Source organism: Vibrio sp. LQ2, from assembly GCF_023920125.1.
GTDB classification, from domain to species: domain Bacteria; phylum Pseudomonadota; class Gammaproteobacteria; order Enterobacterales; family Vibrionaceae; genus Vibrio; species Vibrio fluvialis.
The window spans coordinates 4,297,189-4,313,994 of the sequence record NZ_CP085308.1 but is presented as its reverse complement, the minus strand read 5'-3'; the positions used below and the strand labels follow the sequence as shown (position 1 = coordinate 4,313,994).

The 16,806-nt window shown below is 52.7% G+C and carries 17 protein-coding genes; 5 read left to right on the top strand and 12 right to left on the bottom strand.

What is annotated here, in order from left to right; genetic code table 11:
• Positions 1 to 105 precede the first annotated feature (105 nt).
• Genes yigB through LGV68_RS20050 form a run of 6 tightly spaced genes read right to left on the bottom strand, consistent with a single transcriptional unit; the run spans position 106 to position 4,785 of the window.
• Positions 106 to 825, bottom strand: coding sequence for a 5-amino-6-(5-phospho-D-ribitylamino)uracil phosphatase YigB (yigB, locus tag LGV68_RS20075; protein ID WP_165881492.1), 720 nt, complete (start codon positions 823 to 825; stop codon positions 106 to 108).
• Between the two features lie 3 nt (positions 826 to 828).
• A complete protein-coding gene (gene xerC, locus LGV68_RS20070) occupies positions 829 to 1,758 on the bottom strand; it encodes a tyrosine recombinase XerC (protein ID WP_020433058.1) in 930 nt (309 codons plus the stop codon).
• Entirely contained in the window at positions 1,730 to 2,434 is a 705-nt protein-coding gene (locus tag LGV68_RS20065) for a DUF484 family protein (RefSeq protein ID WP_020433060.1), read from the bottom strand. Before LGV68_RS20065 ends, xerC begins: the two co-directional genes overlap by 29 nt.
• A gap of 12 nt (positions 2,435 to 2,446) precedes the next feature.
• Entirely contained in the window at positions 2,447 to 3,277 is an 831-nt protein-coding gene (gene dapF / locus LGV68_RS20060; RefSeq protein WP_020331923.1) for a diaminopimelate epimerase, read from the bottom strand.
• 11 nt (positions 3,278 to 3,288) lie between these two features.
• Positions 3,289 to 4,542: a diaminopimelate decarboxylase gene (lysA, locus tag LGV68_RS20055; protein WP_020331922.1), complete on the bottom strand. Its 1,254-nt coding sequence runs from the start codon at positions 4,540 to 4,542 to the stop codon at positions 3,289 to 3,291.
• Positions 4,543 to 4,572: 30 nt separating this feature from the next.
• Positions 4,573 to 4,785 (bottom strand): lipoprotein, encoded by a 213-nt coding sequence (locus LGV68_RS20050; RefSeq protein WP_171934015.1) that lies wholly within the window; start codon positions 4,783 to 4,785, stop codon positions 4,573 to 4,575.
• On the opposite strand from LGV68_RS20050, the gene cyaY reads away from it, so the two are divergent.
• The gene (gene cyaY / locus LGV68_RS20045) at positions 4,765 to 5,079 is read left to right on the top strand and encodes an iron donor protein CyaY (protein WP_020331920.1); all 315 of its coding nucleotides are present in this window, start codon (positions 4,765 to 4,767) and stop codon (positions 5,077 to 5,079) included. The genes LGV68_RS20050 and cyaY overlap by 21 nt on opposite strands.
• Positions 5,080 to 5,143: 64 nt before the next feature.
• Here cyaY and LGV68_RS20040 read toward each other — a convergent pair whose 3' ends face one another.
• Complete coding sequence (locus tag LGV68_RS20040; RefSeq protein ID WP_024373660.1) at positions 5,144 to 7,672, bottom strand: class I adenylate cyclase; 2,529 nt, start codon at positions 7,670 to 7,672, stop codon at positions 5,144 to 5,146.
• A gap of 351 nt (positions 7,673 to 8,023) precedes the next feature.
• Between LGV68_RS20040 and hemC the strand changes: the two genes are divergently transcribed.
• Genes hemC through LGV68_RS20020 form a run of 4 tightly spaced genes read left to right on the top strand, consistent with a single transcriptional unit; the run spans position 8,024 to position 12,111 of the window.
• Complete coding sequence (hemC, locus tag LGV68_RS20035; protein ID WP_020331918.1) at positions 8,024 to 8,962, top strand: hydroxymethylbilane synthase; 939 nt, start codon at positions 8,024 to 8,026, stop codon at positions 8,960 to 8,962.
• Between the two features lie 3 nt (positions 8,963 to 8,965).
• Positions 8,966 to 9,694, top strand: coding sequence for a uroporphyrinogen-III synthase (locus tag LGV68_RS20030; RefSeq protein ID WP_252535956.1), 729 nt, complete (start codon positions 8,966 to 8,968; stop codon positions 9,692 to 9,694).
• An 18-nt stretch (positions 9,695 to 9,712) separates the two neighbouring features.
• A complete protein-coding gene (locus LGV68_RS20025) occupies positions 9,713 to 10,930 on the top strand; it encodes a uroporphyrinogen-III C-methyltransferase (RefSeq protein WP_233921242.1) in 1,218 nt (405 codons plus the stop codon).
• The gene (locus LGV68_RS20020; protein WP_158125524.1) at positions 10,930 to 12,111 is read left to right on the top strand and encodes a heme biosynthesis protein HemY; all 1,182 of its coding nucleotides are present in this window, start codon (positions 10,930 to 10,932) and stop codon (positions 12,109 to 12,111) included. The genes LGV68_RS20025 and LGV68_RS20020 overlap by 1 nt, the downstream gene beginning before the upstream one ends.
• A 67-nt stretch (positions 12,112 to 12,178) precedes the next feature.
• Here the strand turns inward: LGV68_RS20020 and hemN are convergent, their stop codons facing one another.
• The 5 genes from hemN to LGV68_RS19995 form a co-directional block, all read right to left on the bottom strand.
• Complete coding sequence (gene hemN / locus LGV68_RS20015; RefSeq protein ID WP_020331914.1) at positions 12,179 to 13,567, bottom strand: oxygen-independent coproporphyrinogen III oxidase; 1,389 nt, start codon at positions 13,565 to 13,567, stop codon at positions 12,179 to 12,181.
• Between the two features lie 138 nt (positions 13,568 to 13,705).
• The gene (locus LGV68_RS20010; protein WP_020331913.1) at positions 13,706 to 14,194 is read right to left on the bottom strand and encodes a DUF2489 domain-containing protein; all 489 of its coding nucleotides are present in this window, start codon (positions 14,192 to 14,194) and stop codon (positions 13,706 to 13,708) included.
• Positions 14,195 to 14,203: 9 nt separating this feature from the next.
• Positions 14,204 to 14,770 (bottom strand): Der GTPase-activating protein YihI, encoded by a 567-nt coding sequence (yihI, locus tag LGV68_RS20005; protein ID WP_222778496.1) that lies wholly within the window; start codon positions 14,768 to 14,770, stop codon positions 14,204 to 14,206.
• Positions 14,770 to 15,408, bottom strand: coding sequence for a class I SAM-dependent methyltransferase (locus LGV68_RS20000; RefSeq protein WP_020331911.1), 639 nt, complete (start codon positions 15,406 to 15,408; stop codon positions 14,770 to 14,772). The genes yihI and LGV68_RS20000 overlap by 1 nt, the downstream gene beginning before the upstream one ends.
• A 692-nt stretch (positions 15,409 to 16,100) precedes the next feature.
• Positions 16,101 to 16,718, bottom strand: coding sequence for a c-type cytochrome (locus LGV68_RS19995; RefSeq protein WP_020433074.1), 618 nt, complete (start codon positions 16,716 to 16,718; stop codon positions 16,101 to 16,103).
• Positions 16,719 to 16,806 lie beyond the last annotated feature (88 nt).

Here is a 16,806-nt window from a genome sequence, read left to right as displayed (position 1 = left end):
AATCCAACTAACTCATCATGAGTGACTGGCGATCCGGTGGACTGGTTACCATAAAACATACTGATTAATAAGTTAATTGCAGAGCACAAAAATAACAATCTTTATTCAAATAATTAACTGATTAAGTTGAGATAGCTTATGGATCTCGATATCTGGCAGTAGTCTTGCCTTGGCTGTTGCACGTAAGGTGAGACCTTGATCGTTGTACCAGCAGGCTTGAAAGCCGTTCTGCTTAGCGCCCTGCACATCTGTCACCAAGTGGTCACCAACGTGCAGGATGGCGTGAGCGGGTAAACCAAGGAAAGTGCGCGCTTTATCAAACATGTCCGGATACGGCTTGGCGTGCCCATCCGGGCCCGCCTTCAGCACCAACTGAAAATAGTGGCCGAGACCGATTTTTTCGACATCGACGTTGCCGTTAGTGATCGCCACCAGCGGAATTTTTGCTGCCAACTGAGCCATCACGCGGTGCGTTTCCTCCGGCACATCGACCAGATTACGCAGTCGCATCACTTCCTCAAGCGCATCACTGGCCGCTTGTTCCGCCTGTTGCGGGCCATAACCGAGCGCAATCAACCCCTGACGAATCTGCTCAAAACGCCACAGCGTGACATCATGAGTCAACCATGGGTTGTCTTCGGCGAGGCGCATTTTCAGCGCTTTCCACCACGGCATCGGCTGCGTCGCCGTAACCGGATGTTGACGATGCAACCACAACGCCGCCTGCTGCTCGACGTGACGAATCACCGGACGGTTATCGTACAACGTGTCATCCAGGTCAAAAGTCATGGCCTGAATCGGCTGCAGGTTGCGATAAATCAGCATCGGTTACTCCTTGTCTTTTTTGCGGGCACGCGGGTGAGCTTGGTCATACACCTGAGCCAGATGTTGGAAATCCAAATGCGTATAGATTTGGGTGGTCGAAATGTTCTCATGCCCGAGCAACTCTTGCACCGCACGCAGGTTGTTGCTCGATTCCAGCATATGTGTGGCGAATGAGTGACGCAGTTTATGCGGGCTGATGTGACTGGCCACCGACTGTTTGTGCCCCCATTCCGCCATACGTTTTTGCACGTTGCGATGCGAAATCCGTACGCCCAGTTTGGAGATAAACAGCGCGGGTTCGTCGCCTTTGAGCAACGAACTACGCACCTTGAGCCATTTACCAACCCACTCTTTGGCCTGACCGGCAAACGGCGCTTTGCGTTCTTTGTTACCTTTACCAACCACGCGGATTTCTCCGGCGCTGAGGCTGACATCACGCACATCAATCGCCACCAGCTCTGCCAAACGCAGGCCAGCGCCGTACATCAGTTCCATCATGGCACGATCGCGGATCGCCAGCGGGTCATCTTCGTTCACTTCCAGCAACTGCGCCATTTCATCGACATCAAGGTTTTTCGGTAGCGGTCGTTTCTTACGTGGCGCCGATACCCCTTTGGCTGGGTTGGCACTCAGCTCTCCGCGCAGGATCAGGAAATCAAAAAAGCTGCGCAGCGACGACAACCGGGTCGCCAAACTGCTGGCTTTCATCCCTTCACGCATGCCTTTGCTCGCCAACTGGCGTACCCAGGCGGCATCGACCTGTTGCCAGCTCTTGAGCCCCATCTGGTTAAGATGCTGCGCCATGGTGGTGAGTTGCTGCTTGTAGTTGCGCTGGGTGTGCAGGCTGAGCCCCTTTTCACTGCGCAGATACTCGTAAAAGCGCTCCAGAGGACGGCCAAGACTATCAGGCAGAAGGTTGGCTGAGTCGATCATGCTCGGTCACCTGCCAGGGTAGAATGTCTATCAGATGCGACAGTACCAGCGCCAGATGACGCAGGAACAGCGTGTCCATGCACGGCTGGAAATGGCCGCCATCGTCACTGGCAAACGCCAGCACGCCCTGCGGGCTGCGTTTCACCAGCGGCAGAATCACGTACGAGCCCATTTCCGGAGCCAGATTATCTTCGCCGAACAGATGATGACGATCCACCTGACGCAGACGGCCCAGATACGCGCTTTTGCCGTTGAAGTGATTGGTTGAAAAACGTTGCCACTGCTCTTTACTCAGTGCATAACGCGGGTGGTCATGACCGATGAGACGCACATAGGCCGTCAAACCCAGCAATTGTGCTTTGGCTTCAATCGCGCGGCAGACTTCGGTCAGACTGGCGCATTGCAGAATCTGCTCCTGCAAGTCCATAAATTCATGGAAAGTGCGATCGTTGTTGGCAGCCAGAGACATCAAGGTGGTGATCTCTTCTTCCAGCTCTTCGATCCGCTGGCGCTGACGCGCCATCTGAATGTGTACCAGCGACACTGACCCCATCTCCTGATGAGGCAGTGCCAGCCTGTCCACCAGATCCGGACGATGAGAAAAGAAGTCCGGATGGTCTTTGAGATACTCTGCGACCACTTCGGCCGTCAGTGCATCAGCTTCCAGTTGCGACAAAACAAATCCTTATTAGCAAGAGAGTTGGCCGTCAAAGACGTGTGTCGCCGGACCAGTCATGTACAGCGGTTTGCCCGGACCTTTCCAGCTGATTTCCAGATCGCCACCCGGCAAATGTACCGTCACGGTCTCATCCAGCAAATCCTGCACAATGCCGATAGCCACCGCGGCACACGCGCCACTGCCACACGCCTGCGTTTCGCCCGCGCCGCGTTCATACACGCGCAGATTCACTTCGCTGCGATTGAGCACCTGCATAAAGCCGGCATTGACGCGTTCAGGGAAACGTTCATGCGATTCCAACAGCGGACCCAGCGTTTCAACGTTGGCGGTTTTGACATCATCAACCACGGTCACCACGTGCGGGTTACCCATGCTGACCGCGCCACAGAACAGCGTCTGCTCTTCAACGCGCATGATGTAGGTCTTTTCCGCTTGCTTGGCGCGGAACGGGATTTTGCTCGGTTCAAACTCCGGCACACCCATGTTGACGGTGATCTGGTCATCGTCTTCCACGTTGAGCACCATTTTGCCTTTCTTGGTGCTGACGCTGATGCTGTATTTGTTGGTCAGGCCTTTCATGCGCACAAAACGGGCAAAACAGCGCGCGCCATTGCCGCACTGCTCCACTTCACTGCCGTCAGCATTGAAGATGCGGTAGTGAAAGTCCGTTTCCGGATCGTAAGGTGCTTCGACCACCAACAGCTGATCAAAGCCCACCCCGGTATGACGATCCGCCATGCGGCGGATCAGCTCAGGGGAAAAGAATACGTTCTGGGTAATGCAGTCCACGACCATAAAGTCATTACCCAAACCGTGCATTTTAGAAAAATGGAAATGCATAATGCGTCACTTTACTCCGGCAGAAGGCTCTCAAGGGCCCACAGGCTCGACAGCTCTTCGCGTTGACGCACTAAGTGGGTTTTGTCACCGTCGACAATCACTTCCGCCGCACGCGTACGGGTGTTGTAGTTTGACGACATCGCAAAACCATATGCGCCAGCAGAACGAACCGCCAGCAGGTCACCCTGCTTGAGCACCAGTGAACGGTCTTTACCCAGGAAGTCCCCGGTTTCACACACAGGCCCTACTAAATCATAGGTCAGCGCAGCACCTTCGCGCGGAGAAACCGGCACGATATCCTGCCATGCCTGATAAAGCGCCGGGCGCATCAGGTCATTCATCGCTGCATCAATGATGGCGAAGTTTTTGTGTTCCGTGTGTTTGAGGAATTCGACTCGGGTCAGTAGCACACCCGCGTTAGCGGCAATCGCACGGCCCGGTTCAAAAATCAGTTCCAGATCCTGATGGTTGGCCAGACGCGACAGCAGCGCCTTGGCGTACTCTGAAGGTTGAGGTGGTAATTCATCACGATACACCACACCCAGACCGCCACCCACATCCAGGTGTTTGATGTTGATGCCTTCCGCTTTCAGGCTGTCAATCAGTGCCAGCAGGCGGTCGGTAGCATCAATGAAAGGTTCAATCGCCGTCAGCTGTGAGCCGATGTGGCAGTCGATACCGTGAATTGAAATGTTTTCCAGACGTTGTGCCAGACGGTACACATCCGGCGCACGGTCAAACGCGATACCAAATTTGTTGTCGCGCAGGCCGGTGGAAATATAAGGGTGAGTTTTGGCATCCACATCCGGGTTAATACGCAGCGAAATTGGGGCTTTCACGCCCATTTCGCCTGCCACCTGGTTCAGACGTTCCAGCTCAGGTTCCGATTCAACGTTGAAGCACTTAATGTTGAGCTCCAGTGCGCGTTTCATCTCCGCCGCGGTTTTGCCCACGCCCGAGAATACCACTTTCGCCGGGTTACCGCCCGCCGCCACCACACGTTCCAATTCACCAGCCGACACGATATCGAAGCCAGAACCCAGACGAGCCAGAGTGTTGAGCACACCCAGGTTCGAGTTCGCTTTCACCGCATAACAAACCAGATGGGGATGATCGCCGACCGATTTGTCAAACGCGTGCCAGTGACGCTCCAGCGTCGCACGTGAATAAACATACAGCGGGGTGCCATAATCCTCAGCCAATTGAGCCAGTGATACGTTTTCCGCCCAAAGTTGGCCATCATCCTGATAATTGAAGTAATCCAAAATACTTTCCCTTAATATAATTGTTTGAATTTACTGATTTTGTTCACTCTGTTGAGCGTCATCAGGCATGTACAGCGGGCCTGTTTGACCGCAGCCTGCCAATGTCAGAAGGGACAGTAAAAACAGTGCGGTGATGGACTTTTTCATTTTGCATATCGTGATTATTGAATCAATGCCCCCTATAATCGCACCACAATCAGGAAAAGCAATAGGATAGACAGGATGAACGAGACTGAATTTCATCAACTGGTCGACAGCCAGATGCAAATCATTGAAGAAGCCATTGATGAATCCGGTGCGGACATCGATTTCGAAACCTCCGGCAACGTGATGACGCTGGAATTTGATGATGGCAGCCAGATCATCATCAACCGTCAGGAGCCGATGAAAGAGATTTGGCTGGCGTCGAAATCCGGTGGCTTTCACTTTCAGTGGAAAGAACAGCAGTGGATTTGCTCTAAGACGGGAATGGAACTGTTTACGATGGTGAAGCAAGAGTGTGAAAAACACGCGGGTGAAAGCATCGACTGGGCTTAATCGCCCAAAACGCAAAAAGAGCACTTCAAGTGCTCTTTTTTATTGGTTTGAATCAACGCAGGGTTCAGGCGTTTACGGCTTTGGAAGGCTTGGAATACACCGCTGAGTCGTTGCGGTACGGCACAACATAGCTGCCGCCCTCTTCCGGATGAATGATCTGATAATACTGCGGCAGATTGAAGTTAATCAGCTTCGACGCCAGCTGGCTGTCATCACGTACCGAGGTATAGAAGCTGTTGACGCTGGCAATCATCTCATCTTTTTCACCACTGAACTGGTGATACACTTCCACCCGGTTGGTTTCATCCAGCACATAAATGTTGAAACCTTTATCGGTATCTTCAAAGAAGAACTGCACCAACCCTTCACTGGCAAAACCATCCACCACGTCCGGCAGTTGATAATCCTGCTCGCGATCCAGCATCAGCAGTGGAGAACCTTTGAGCTTGTTGCTTGAAATACTGCGGTAGAAATCAACCGAGTTTTCCAAACGCTGCACCGATACGCCGCGACGTTCAAAGAACAGACCGTACATTTGCGAGCCGATACGCAGTGCTTTAAAGCGGCGACGTTTTTCCTGCTCAACCGGTTTGAGGCGCAAATCAATGCACTCGGCCAGCAACTGATACACCAGATTACGCATCACGCCACGCAGGTTTTTGCTGTAGCAGAACACATCCACCGATTCCGGAGGCAAAGCATCCTGATGCATTTTACCCAACACGGTTTTCAGCGCGTCGAGCATCGCGGTTTCGCCTTCAAAGTGCAACGTCCGCACTTCCTGCCACGAGTTGCGATAGACCAAATCCACACTGCCGACCAGACAGCGCTGCTCCGCGCCGAAGCTGAAGATATCCACGTTCTTGAGATCCACTTTGAGCGACTTACCACTCAGTTCAGCGGTCGGGTCATTTTCAAAGTTGATGAACATCGCCAGCTGGCTGATCTCACACGGACTCGCCAGCGCCGACATGGTCGGGCGACGTTTGTGCAGTGAGAAGGTGTTTCGCAGGTCGCTCACCATCTGATAGAACTTGTCGATGTCGAGATGCGCTTCACGCACTACCGAATGCAGACGCGTCGATTCGGTGATCAGGCCGTTGAAAAACGCCCACGCCACCAGCTTACTCAGGTATTCGTTGTGCTCAAGATACGGCTGGCCCAGAATGCGATGCGGCACCAGCGGCTGCTTATACAGATACCAGCCCGCTTTGTTGGTACGGCCTTGACACACTTCGATGAAGGTCAGATCCGGCTCATGCAGGTCGGGAGAAATCTGGGGATTAAGCAGCGTGACTTTACCCGGCAGTACCTCAAACGCGGCATACAGTTTACGCGCCAGAATCGAGATATCCTGCGGGCTGATCGCCGAGGTAATGTCGTTGCGGCGTGCGAACTGAATCAGGTTGCGGTAGCTGAGCATCAGTGCATCCAACAGCGCGTGGTGCACGCCTTTCACCTGCTCAACTTTCCAGTTACGGCGGTTGTCGAGTTCCTCAATCACGTCCGCTCCCCAGTTCCAGGTTTTGATCATGTCGCTCAGCGCTTCACGGCGCCAAGCCACCGAACCAACACCCGGCTCACGTGAGAGTTTTTCGTGGGTTTTGAGGTAGAAACAGCGACGCACCAGATCGAGGCGGGCATGATCGCCGATGCGTTCCAGATAACAGGTCACTTTCGCCAGCATCAGATAGTAGGCGTCCATGCTGTAGAGATCAGGCTCATGAGCAAAGAAACGACGCTTGGTATCGATACTTAATAGTTGAGTGTGCGGGTACTCCCACGAATACGCTTCGAGCAGAGTCGCTTTCAGCACCGATTTGTACGGTGAGTCGATACTCTTGTATAGCTGCCACAAGTTGGCACCGAAGTACTCTTCGGCCGGTATGCGATTCAGACGACCAAAGTCGATCCATTCGCAGCAGTTGATGTACTCATTGGCACACAGTTGCTTAACGTATTCGTCGTAGCACTCTTCCATTTCAGGCGGCACGATTTGCCACAGCAGACGTTTCCCCGCCAGTCGCACCGCAGAACGGTAGAACTCATCGAGCAGCAACAAATGCTGAGAAGAACCGCAGTTCTCGCCCGTCATTTCGTCTGACTGCTTATGGCGGAAACGCTGCTCATCCATAATAAAGAAATTCGCTTCCACCCCCTGGCTTTTCGCCCAGTCGGTGATCAGCAAACACTTGTTGCCGAGACGTTCACGCGCATCACACCCCATAGTTGCATCGACACACACCCAGATATCGAGATCGCTCGACGTACTCTGGCCAATCGATGAGGTACTGCCCATGGTATACAAACCGAGAATTTGCGGATGTGCGGCCGTTGCCAATGCCTGATTCAGTGCCAGCTCGGTATCATCGACCATCTGTTGCTGAATCTCGTTCAGCTCAAATTGGTGTACGCCATGCGGAACATCGTCGGCAAAATAACCGGGAATTAACGGGTGATTGTAATGAAACAGTGCGGGGATCAGATGGAAAACACGCTGACCTTGTAAATCCATAAGCGCCAGCGCACGCTCAGTGCGTTGCCGGTTCAGCTTATCCAGTCTCTGTATTAAGGTCGTTGTGTAAGCCTGCAAGGTGGATTCCTTGGTTGAAACATAAATGCGCGTTTTGGTTATGTTTTACGCGAATGCGCCAACAAAACGTGATCAATTTAACACTTTAATTTGTGTTGGTAAAGCTATCTGCACGCCATGTCACACCAAAGTCGTAGAGCCAGAAGATGCAGATTTCCGGCCCGCCATAGTGTCGGCGCTAACGGTTGCTTTGTAATAATAGCTCAGTTTACAAACGAGAGCCTAGTCACACTATTTTGCGTGATCAGTGTGAATCGTCCATCAAACCAGCATCACGGTGATCTTGGAGTGAGAATTTCCCCACCCTTAATGGTAGGATGAGGCCATTATTGACTGTCTAACGGGAATATCATGACCTCTACCACCCCCATTCGAATTGCCACTCGTCAAAGCCCACTCGCCCTATGGCAGGCGCATTATGTAAAAGACGCGCTGCAGGCTGCCCATCCCGGGCTCGAAGTGGAACTGGTAACGATGGTGACCCGTGGCGACGTGATTCTCGACACCCCACTGGCGAAAGTCGGCGGAAAAGGCCTGTTCGTCAAAGAACTGGAAGTGGCGATGCTGGAAGGCCGCGCTGACTTAGCGGTGCACTCAATGAAAGACGTGCCGGTCGATTTCCCGGAAGGACTTGGCCTGGTAACCATTTGTGAACGCGAAGATCCGCGCGATGCGTTTGTCTCCAATACGTATGCGTCACTGGATGAGCTGCCACATGGCGCCATCGTCGGTACCTGTAGCCTGCGCCGCCAGTGCCAGCTGAAAGAAGCGCGCCCTGATCTGGTGATCAAAGAGCTGCGCGGCAACGTCGGTACTCGTTTGGGCAAACTCGATGCGGGCGAATTTGATGCCATCATTCTCGCCGCAGCGGGTCTCAAACGTCTGAAACTGGAGCAGCGTATTCGCAGCTTTATTGAACCAGAGCAGTCGCTGCCAGCGGTCGGACAAGGCGCGGTCGGCATTGAGTGCCGTCTGGATGATGCGCGCCTGCGCGAACTACTGGCACCGCTAAGCCATGCAGAAACCACCGATCGCGTGCTGTGTGAGCGCGCAATGAACCTGACGCTGGAAGGCGGTTGTCAGGTGCCGATTGGCAGCTACGCGCTGCTGGAAGGCGACGATTTGTGGCTGCGAGCTCTGGTCGGCGAGCCGGACGGTTCCCACATTGTGCGTGGCGAAATCCGTGGCCCGCGTCAGGATGCCGAACGTCTGGGTGTCGAACTGGCCAATCAACTGCTGGCCAACGGCGCGCGCGACATTCTGACCAAGTTGTACGCCGAGCACGAATAAGCCATGGCCGTATTGGTGACGCGCCCCGATGCGCAGGGACAGGAGTTGTGTCAGCAGTTGACACAACTTGGTATTGATGCCCTCCACCATCCGCTCATCGCCATCGAGGCAGGTGCCGACCTGCCTCTGCTACTTCCCGACCTTTATCACTGCGATATACTAATTGCCGTCAGCCAGCATGCGGTGACATTTACCCACCAGTTTTTGCAATCTGAGCGATCTTTGTGGCCAACTTCAGCTATTTACCTTGCCGTTGGTCAAAAAACTGCACACGTTTTAAGCAAACTTTCTGCGCAACCAGTACACTACCCGGACATCAGCGACAGCGAACATTTACTGGCTCTGCCTGAACTGCACTCGGTGCAGGGAAAATCCATCACCATCTTACGTGGCAACGGCGGGCGTGAACTGATTTTCGACACACTGGGCGAACGTGGCGCGCGCGTCTGTTATCGCGAAGTGTATCAGCGGGTTGATCTGCCATTTGCCGGTGATACCTGCGTCGCTGCCTGGCAGCAAGCTGGCGTAGATACGCTGGTGCTCACCAGCAGCCATCAACTGATGTTTTTTGTTTCGCAACTGACCGCATCCAGCCTGAGCTGGGTGCTTGGTCTGAAATTACTGGTTCCCAGTGACCGAATCGCCCACGATGCCAAAGCCTTGGGATTTCAAACTATCGTGACTACAGGAAGTGCGGCGAACCCAGATTTAGTGGCGGCTCTCCAGCCCTAACACACAGGACTCTTAGCAATGACAAGTAAAAACAACAATCCTCAGCAGGAACCTGAACAACAACCAAAATCTGTCCCTGCTGCCGATAACACTCCCCAAGATAAAACGGACAAAGCCTCTGCTGCTGACAGCACAATGGCGGCGCCAACCAACACTGAAGCTAAACCTCAGAGTCAGCCAGACTCCACACCGGTTTTTGAAGAGAAACAAGGTAAGCGCGGTGTCAAACTCGGCACCATCGCTATCGTGCTGGCCGTGCTGTTTGGCGGAGGCCTGACGCTGCACAGCCAGCAACAACAAGCCGAATACCAGGCGCAGATCCAAGCGCTGCGCGCCGAACTCGAACAGACGCGCAGCAGCATCAACGAACAACTCGATGCGACGAAGCAAGAAGCACTGAGTAAAACCACTGAGATGACTCACCGCGCCGAAGTGGTGCTGGCCCAGCAGCAAAAGAGCATTGAAAGCCTGCAACTGGCCGTAGCGGACATGAAAGGCCGCCGCCCGAACGACTGGCTGCTGGCCGAAGCCGATTACCTGGTTAAGCTTGCCGGACGTAAACTGTTCCTTGAGCACGATGTCGACAGCGCAACCCAGCTGATGGAAAGCGCCGACCAGCGCATCGCCGCATTAAACGACCCCAGTCTGACACCGTTGCGCAAAGCCATGGCGAACGACATCACGACACTCAAAGCGATTCCTCTGCTGGATCGTGACGGTCTGGTACTGCGTCTGACCAGCCTGCAACAGCAAGTTGATCACCTACCGCTGGCCAACGCCATTCTGCCAGATGCGCCGCAGGAAACCGAGCAAGCGGTTTCAGAAGACATCAACAACTGGCAACAGAACCTGATGACATCGCTGAAAGACTTCGCCGACAACTTCATCACTTTCCGTACCCGCGATGGCAACGTCGTACCGCTGCTGTCACCGCAGCAACATTTCTATCTCAAAGAAAACCTCAAAGCCAAACTGGAAACGGCGATCAAGTCGGTCTATACCGAGCAGCAGGAAATCTACACCGTCTCACTCACCACCGCCGATCAATGGTCGAAGTCGTTCTTCAATCAAAGTGACAACCGTGTGAAAACCTTCAACCAGACACTGGAGCAACTGGCGAAGCAGCAGGTGCAGGTTGAATATCCGGTCAAGCTGGAAACCCAGAAGCAACTGGCGGATGTGATCACTGAACGTCTGCGCCGCTCGGTCAGCTCGATGACAACGGAGGCTAACTGATGGTCCGTTTACTGTTTCTGTTTGTCATATTAGGCTTAGGCCTGTTTGCAGGCACACAATATGCCGGCCAGCAGGGTTACGTGCTGATCTCGGTCGCCAGCCACACCATTGAAATGAGCGTCACCACGCTGGTGATTTTCGTGATTGGCGCTCTGGCGGGTTTGTTCGCGCTGGAATATCTGCTGAAAAAACTGATTTATGCCAGCTCCAATACCTGGAACTGGTTCAGCGTACGTAAGCTGCGCCGCTCGCGTCGTTACACCAACGAAGCGATCATCAAACTACTGGAAGGTGACTGGAAACAGGCGGAGAAGAAAGTCACGCGCTGGGCCAATCACCATGACATGCCGCTGCTGTGCTATCTGGTAGCGTCTGAAGCCGCAAATGGAATGGGCGATCGCGCCAAACGCGACCGTTACCTGGCGCTCGCCGCGCAGCAGGAAAATGCGGCATTGGCGGTAGAACTGACTCGTGCCAAACAGCAATTAAGTGATGGCGAACTGCAAGCCGCGCTGAGCACGCTAAGCGCACTGCAAGCTGAGCATCCGAATAATACGATTGTGCTCAATCTGCTCAAACAGACTTACACTCAGCTTAAACAGTGGCAACCGCTGCTGGATCTGCTGCCAAAACTGGTCAAAGCCAAACGCATGACGCAGGATGAAGCCGATAAGCTGGCACTCACTGCCCAGCAAGGGGTGATGGAAACCATTGCCAGCCAGAAAGGCAGCGAAGGATTGATTGCGCACTGGAACAGCTTGCCTCGTAAACTGAAAGCCGAAGCTCAGTTGGAACTCAGCCTGATTCGCCAGCTGATTTCGCGCAAAGCCGACTACGAAGCCTTCACCCTGATCAAGGAGAGCCTGAAAAAACGCCCATCGCCAGAACTCTACGCATTGCTGCCGGAGCTCAACATCAGCGACCGCCATCCGGCGATTGTACTGCTTAAAGATGCGCTCAACCGCGATGGCAACAACGCCGAGGCGCACAGCGCCTTGGGCCAGTTCTATCTGCGTGAGCAGCAATGGGCCGATGCGCAGCAGCATCTGGAAAAAGCCTTGTCACTGCGCTCGAGCGTGTCGGATTACGCCTATCTGGCCGATGCGTTAGAAAAACAGAACCTGACCAAAGCCGCTCACGAAGTGACGCGCAAAGCGTTGTCGCTACTGGAATCGGCGTAAGTTTTAACGCGCACCGCATAACAAAAAAGCCAGCAGAGATGCTGGCTTTTTTCATGCTGAGTCGTGCTTAAATCACGCGTGAGAACTGCTGCTGACGCGCGCGATCGCGCAGGTATTTGTCAAAGCACATACAGATGTTGCGGATCAGCAAGCGGCCACGCAACGTCACACTGATGTGCCGCTCATCGACTGTCACCAGCTCATCGTCGATAAAGGTTTGCAGCAGCGCCAAATCTTGGCGGAAGTAGTCATTGAAACGCACTCGGAACTGGCGCTCAATCGCACTCTTATCGAGTTTAAAGTTACAGATCAGTTGCTTAATCACTTCACGGCGCAGCAGGTCATCGCTGTCGAGCGACACCCCTTTCCACAGCGCATGACGCATTTCGTTGACCTGAGCGTAGTATTTTTTCAGCTCTTTCTGGTTCTGCGCGTAGGCATCGCCAATCATCGAAATCGCCGAGACCCCAAAGCCGACTAAATCACATTCGCCTTGGGTGGTGTAGCCCTGGAAGTTACGATGCAGCACACCATTGCGCTGCGCCACCGCCAGTTCATCATCTGGTAAGGCAAAGTGGTCCATACCGATAAACTGATAACCCGCATCCGTCAGCGTGTTGATGGTGTATTGCAGAATCGCCATTTTCTCTTCTGGCGCGGGCAGGTCTTCGTCTTTGATTTTACGTTGTGCGGCAAACAGTTGCGGCATGTGCGCGTAGTTAAAGACCGACAAACGACCCGGTTTCATCTCCAGCACCTGAGCCAGAGTTTGACTGAAAGTTGCCAACGTCTGCTTAGGCAGGCCGTAAATCAGGTCAAGGTTGGTGGAGCGGAAACCCAAGGTTTTCGCGCGCGCGACCAAGTCGATAATAAACTGCTCATCCTGCTCGCGGTTCACCAGCTTCTGCACTTCTTTATCGAAATCCTGTACGCCGATACTCAGGCGGTTAAAGCCTTCGCTGCGCAGGTGATCCAACACATCGAGCTGAATCTCCCGCGGATCGACTTCGATGCTGATTTCCGCATCCGCTTCGAACTGGAACTCTTCACGCAGCAGCGTCATCAGACGGCTGATCTGCTTGTTGGTCAGAAATGTCGGAGTGCCGCCGCCAAAATGCAGTTGAGTCACATGACGCCCCACCAGCAGCGATGCACGCTGGCGAATTTCATGTTCCAGAACATCTAGGTATTCGTCGGCTTTGTGCGAATGACGGGTGATGACTTTGTTGCAGCCACAGTAGTAGCAAAGCTTGTGACAGAACGGAATGTGAATATAGAGCGATAACGGTCGCTCAGGGTACTGGGTACACGCCATATCGTAATCCGCAATGGTGAACGCTTCATGAAACTCCACAGCGGTCGGATAGGAAGTGTAACGCGGCCCCGAGTAGTTGTACTTGTCTAAAATGGCTTGATCCCAAACGATCTGCTGACTGGGTACGACTTGCGACGACATAGTAACTCTTTCCGTTTTCAATCTTTGACGGGCTATTTTGCCACACGACTTTGACACGTCGGGTGGCAAAAATAGGATTTGCGAACAAAATGTTCGAAACTGCTAGCGTGATCACTCACTCGAAAGAGGGAGTATCACTTATACCATTTGGATGGCAATTTGGTTGTTCAGTGGCTGAACGCGTTTCTGCAGCGCTTTTAACTCTTCGACGATGGCGTCGTTGAGGCGGGTTTCTGCTTTCTGGCGAATCAGGTTGTGTTGCATACGCTCCTTCTTCACCATCTGCTGGCGGGCTTCACCACGCGGCATGTCTTTGACAATGTGGTACAACTCGGCCGTTGCCGGGTACTCACGGTCAAAATCAACGCGGTTCTCGCCCTGTACGTAATCCATGATGCAGTAGACGCGGATGCTGATTTCCGACAAATCACACTGCCCTTGAATTCCGGCCATGCACAGAATGTTGACGTTCTCGAAAATGTTCGCATTGCGCTTTTCGATCGCCAACGCCTGGTGCTGCTGTTGCAGCTCCTTTTGCTTTTTCAGTTGCAACAAAAGGTAACCCGCGTAGGCCGCTAAGCCCAGAATAATCACAGCTCCAGCTATCGCTAATAGGGTTACATTCATTGTGGCACCTTATCCTTTGTAATCGTTCAGATCGAGATTTTCAAACTGAGACAGCAGGTCGTCATCGGTTTTCGCCTTGGCTTTGGCCGCTTTAGCTTGTGGCTGTGACGCGATGGCTTCCTCTTCTTCTGGCTCTTCTGCGTCTTCAAACAGACCCAGTTGATTCATCAGAACTTCAATGCGATCCAGTTTCTCGTCCACGTATTTCTGCAGACCGGCACCCAGTTTTTCACCGTTGTCGATACGATCCAGCAACACGTTCAGCTGCGCATCATTTTCCAGCATCGCCAGCTCTTTCTCTGCTGAGATGCGGCGTTCTTGCTTGTTCAGCTTCTTCGGTGCATCCACGATCAGTGGGATTTGCTTCTTACTGCCCAGACGCGGATCGCGTTGCTGCGCAGCCTTACGTTCAGCGACTTCCGAACCTTCTGAATGACGGCTGCCCGTTTTCAGACCTTTACGTTTTTTCGCTTTCTTACGCAGGCGTCCTTCCAGTTCACCAGAAGTACGGTTGTGTTTGCGTGCAAAAACCAGATCGCCATTGATGCCGGTTTTGGATTTCTTTTCTCGAGACATTACTGGGGCTTCCTCAGTAAAATTACATCATTGCCTATAAATTCAAGTTCGAGCTGATCCCGCTCTGCCAGATATTCAAACGTGTGGCGACTGAAAAAGATCACGTGGGTGAGATCGTTTTTGTAGTGCCATGTCGCGAACGCGTCCACGTCTTTGACCATCTTGGTCATCAGACCAATCCAGCCACCCGGCTTAACTAAATTTAACCATTGCTGCCACACTCGGTGCGGATCGTGCAGATGCTCAATCACTTCCGTGGCAGTCATAAAATCGTAAGTGGTTGCCAACGCCTGTTCGTTCGGATGATAGAAAATATCATACAGCGCCACCTGATGGCCGGCTTCTTCCAGCATCAGAGAGAGCGTCGGGCCAGGGCCGCAACCAAAATCTAACCCTTGTGAGTGCGGTGCTACTCTTTCAAGCATAGGCGTACACACACGAGATAAAAAGCGGCGATAGCCGGCATCATTCGGGTCATTCTCGTGCAGGTCGTAAAACGCTTTTTCGCGTTGCGCACTCAGTCGATGTTCAGGATTAACGAACACCAGTTGGCAAGGCTGACATTGCAGATAAGCACGATGCGCGTCTTCATAGTAAGCGTGTATATCGTCACTGTGACATAAAGGGCATGAGTGCATTCTGACATCCTTCCAACGGGGGATGCGAAACATACCAGAAACTGGCTGGAGAGTGGAGAGTGATCGTACAAAATCTCAGCGATTTTGCAAAAAAAGCCGTCAAAGATAAAAAAAGCGATAGGTTTCCCTATCGCTTTCTAAGTGGTCACAGAGCGTGACAAAACTGGGTCGCACTCAATCGGTGCACCAAGAGTCCCTTTGTTTTTCGAGCTTTCCCTGCCAAAAAGTGTGGTTTGTCATCGTCCTGATGAGTTTTGGCTGTCCGTTGTTACTTCCTGTAGCTAGGCGAATCCGTTGCCTGAATCCTTGTCACTGTCTACACCTTTAGACCAGTTGACCATCCCTATCCCGGCTCCCATCCTGGAAACCGTTATCCCTGTCCTGTTGCCAGATTCCTTCCGGCTCCCTGGAGACCTGCCTAGTCTGAATTCCTCGTCAGCCTCTTGCCGACCTAGACACTTTACGCCAACCACCCCAGCAAACAACGGATCGAGTGCACATTTTTGCGCCTTTTTTGCCGAGCTAGAATCAAGTTATTTATTTTCAATCAGTTATAAAGATCGCTACCCAAATTCCGACAGTCGCTATGGCAAATGTCTTACACGAAAGATGGCAATCTGGCGCAGAAATAGAAACAGCCCCGATAGACGGGGCTGTTTCTTACCACTTATGCTCGAACACGTGTAGGGCTATTAGTGCAGGCCGCCAACGTATTTAGACAGAATTTCGATATCAGCGTCGGTCAATTTCTTCGCTACATCACGCATCATCTCGTTCATGTCATTACCGCGGTTGCCATCGCGGAATTTCTGTAGCTGAGCTTTGATGTAGTCCGCGTGTTGACCGGAGATTTTAGGGAATCCAGAAAGTTCGGTTCCGTTACCGCGCGGGCCGTGACAAGCGGTACATGCAGTCAGACCGCGCGACGCATCGCCAGCGTTGTACAGAACTTTCCCTTTCGCGACCACGTCTTCCGGTGTAGAGTTCGACGAAATAGGCAGTGAAGAGAAGTACGCCGCTAAATCAGCCATGTCTTCTTCACTCAGTGGCATCGCCATGCCACTCATCACAGGATCGTAACGACCTTGTTTGCCACCGCTCGTCATACCAAGCTTGAGATCTTTTAGCTGCTTCTCAATATACTTAGCGTGCTGACCGGCAAGTTTAGGGTAAGTTGTAATTTGACTGTTGCCATCCGCACCATGGCAGGCAACACACGTTTGGGATTTTGCTTTACCAGCTTCAATGCTGCCTTGGGCCCATACAGAGCAGCTGGCTAAAAGACTTAAGATTAGCGCTAATTTCTTCATGACATTCCATTTATAATTATCAAGCTTCCAGTACCACGGGGTACCACTCATGGTACAATAAGCGACCTTATGCCGAGCACGGTTATTT

What these genes read in the sequence shown, in the direction of transcription:
- LGV68_RS20010 (WP_020331913.1), bottom strand. Translation starts at nt 14,194, where the DNA reads ATGAATGTAACCCTATTAGCGATAGCTGGAGCTGTGATTATTCTGGGC.
- LGV68_RS20025 (WP_233921242.1), top strand. Translation starts at nt 9,713, where the DNA reads ATGACAAGTAAAAACAACAATCCTCAGCAGGAACCTGAACAACAACCA.
- hemC (WP_020331918.1), top strand. Translation starts at nt 8,024, where the DNA reads ATGACCTCTACCACCCCCATTCGAATTGCCACTCGTCAAAGCCCACTC.
- hemN (WP_020331914.1), bottom strand. Translation starts at nt 13,567, where the DNA reads ATGTCGTCGCAAGTCGTACCCAGTCAGCAGATCGTTTGGGATCAAGCC.
- xerC (WP_020433058.1), bottom strand. Translation starts at nt 1,758, where the DNA reads ATGATCGACTCAGCCAACCTTCTGCCTGATAGTCTTGGCCGTCCTCTG.
- yigB (WP_165881492.1), bottom strand. Translation starts at nt 825, where the DNA reads ATGCTGATTTATCGCAACCTGCAGCCGATTCAGGCCATGACTTTTGAC.
- LGV68_RS20030 (WP_252535956.1), top strand. Translation starts at nt 8,966, where the DNA reads ATGGCCGTATTGGTGACGCGCCCCGATGCGCAGGGACAGGAGTTGTGT.
- LGV68_RS20020 (WP_158125524.1), top strand. Translation starts at nt 10,930, where the DNA reads ATGGTCCGTTTACTGTTTCTGTTTGTCATATTAGGCTTAGGCCTGTTT.
- yihI (WP_222778496.1), bottom strand. Translation starts at nt 14,770, where the DNA reads ATGTCTCGAGAAAAGAAATCCAAAACCGGCATCAATGGCGATCTGGTT.
- LGV68_RS20050 (WP_171934015.1), bottom strand. Translation starts at nt 4,785, where the DNA reads ATGAAATTCAGTCTCGTTCATCCTGTCTATCCTATTGCTTTTCCTGAT.
- LGV68_RS19995 (WP_020433074.1), bottom strand. Translation starts at nt 16,718, where the DNA reads ATGAAGAAATTAGCGCTAATCTTAAGTCTTTTAGCCAGCTGCTCTGTA.
- dapF (WP_020331923.1), bottom strand. Translation starts at nt 3,277, where the DNA reads ATGCATTTCCATTTTTCTAAAATGCACGGTTTGGGTAATGACTTTATG.
- LGV68_RS20000 (WP_020331911.1), bottom strand. Translation starts at nt 15,408, where the DNA reads ATGCACTCATGCCCTTTATGTCACAGTGACGATATACACGCTTACTAT.
- cyaY (WP_020331920.1), top strand. Translation starts at nt 4,765, where the DNA reads ATGAACGAGACTGAATTTCATCAACTGGTCGACAGCCAGATGCAAATC.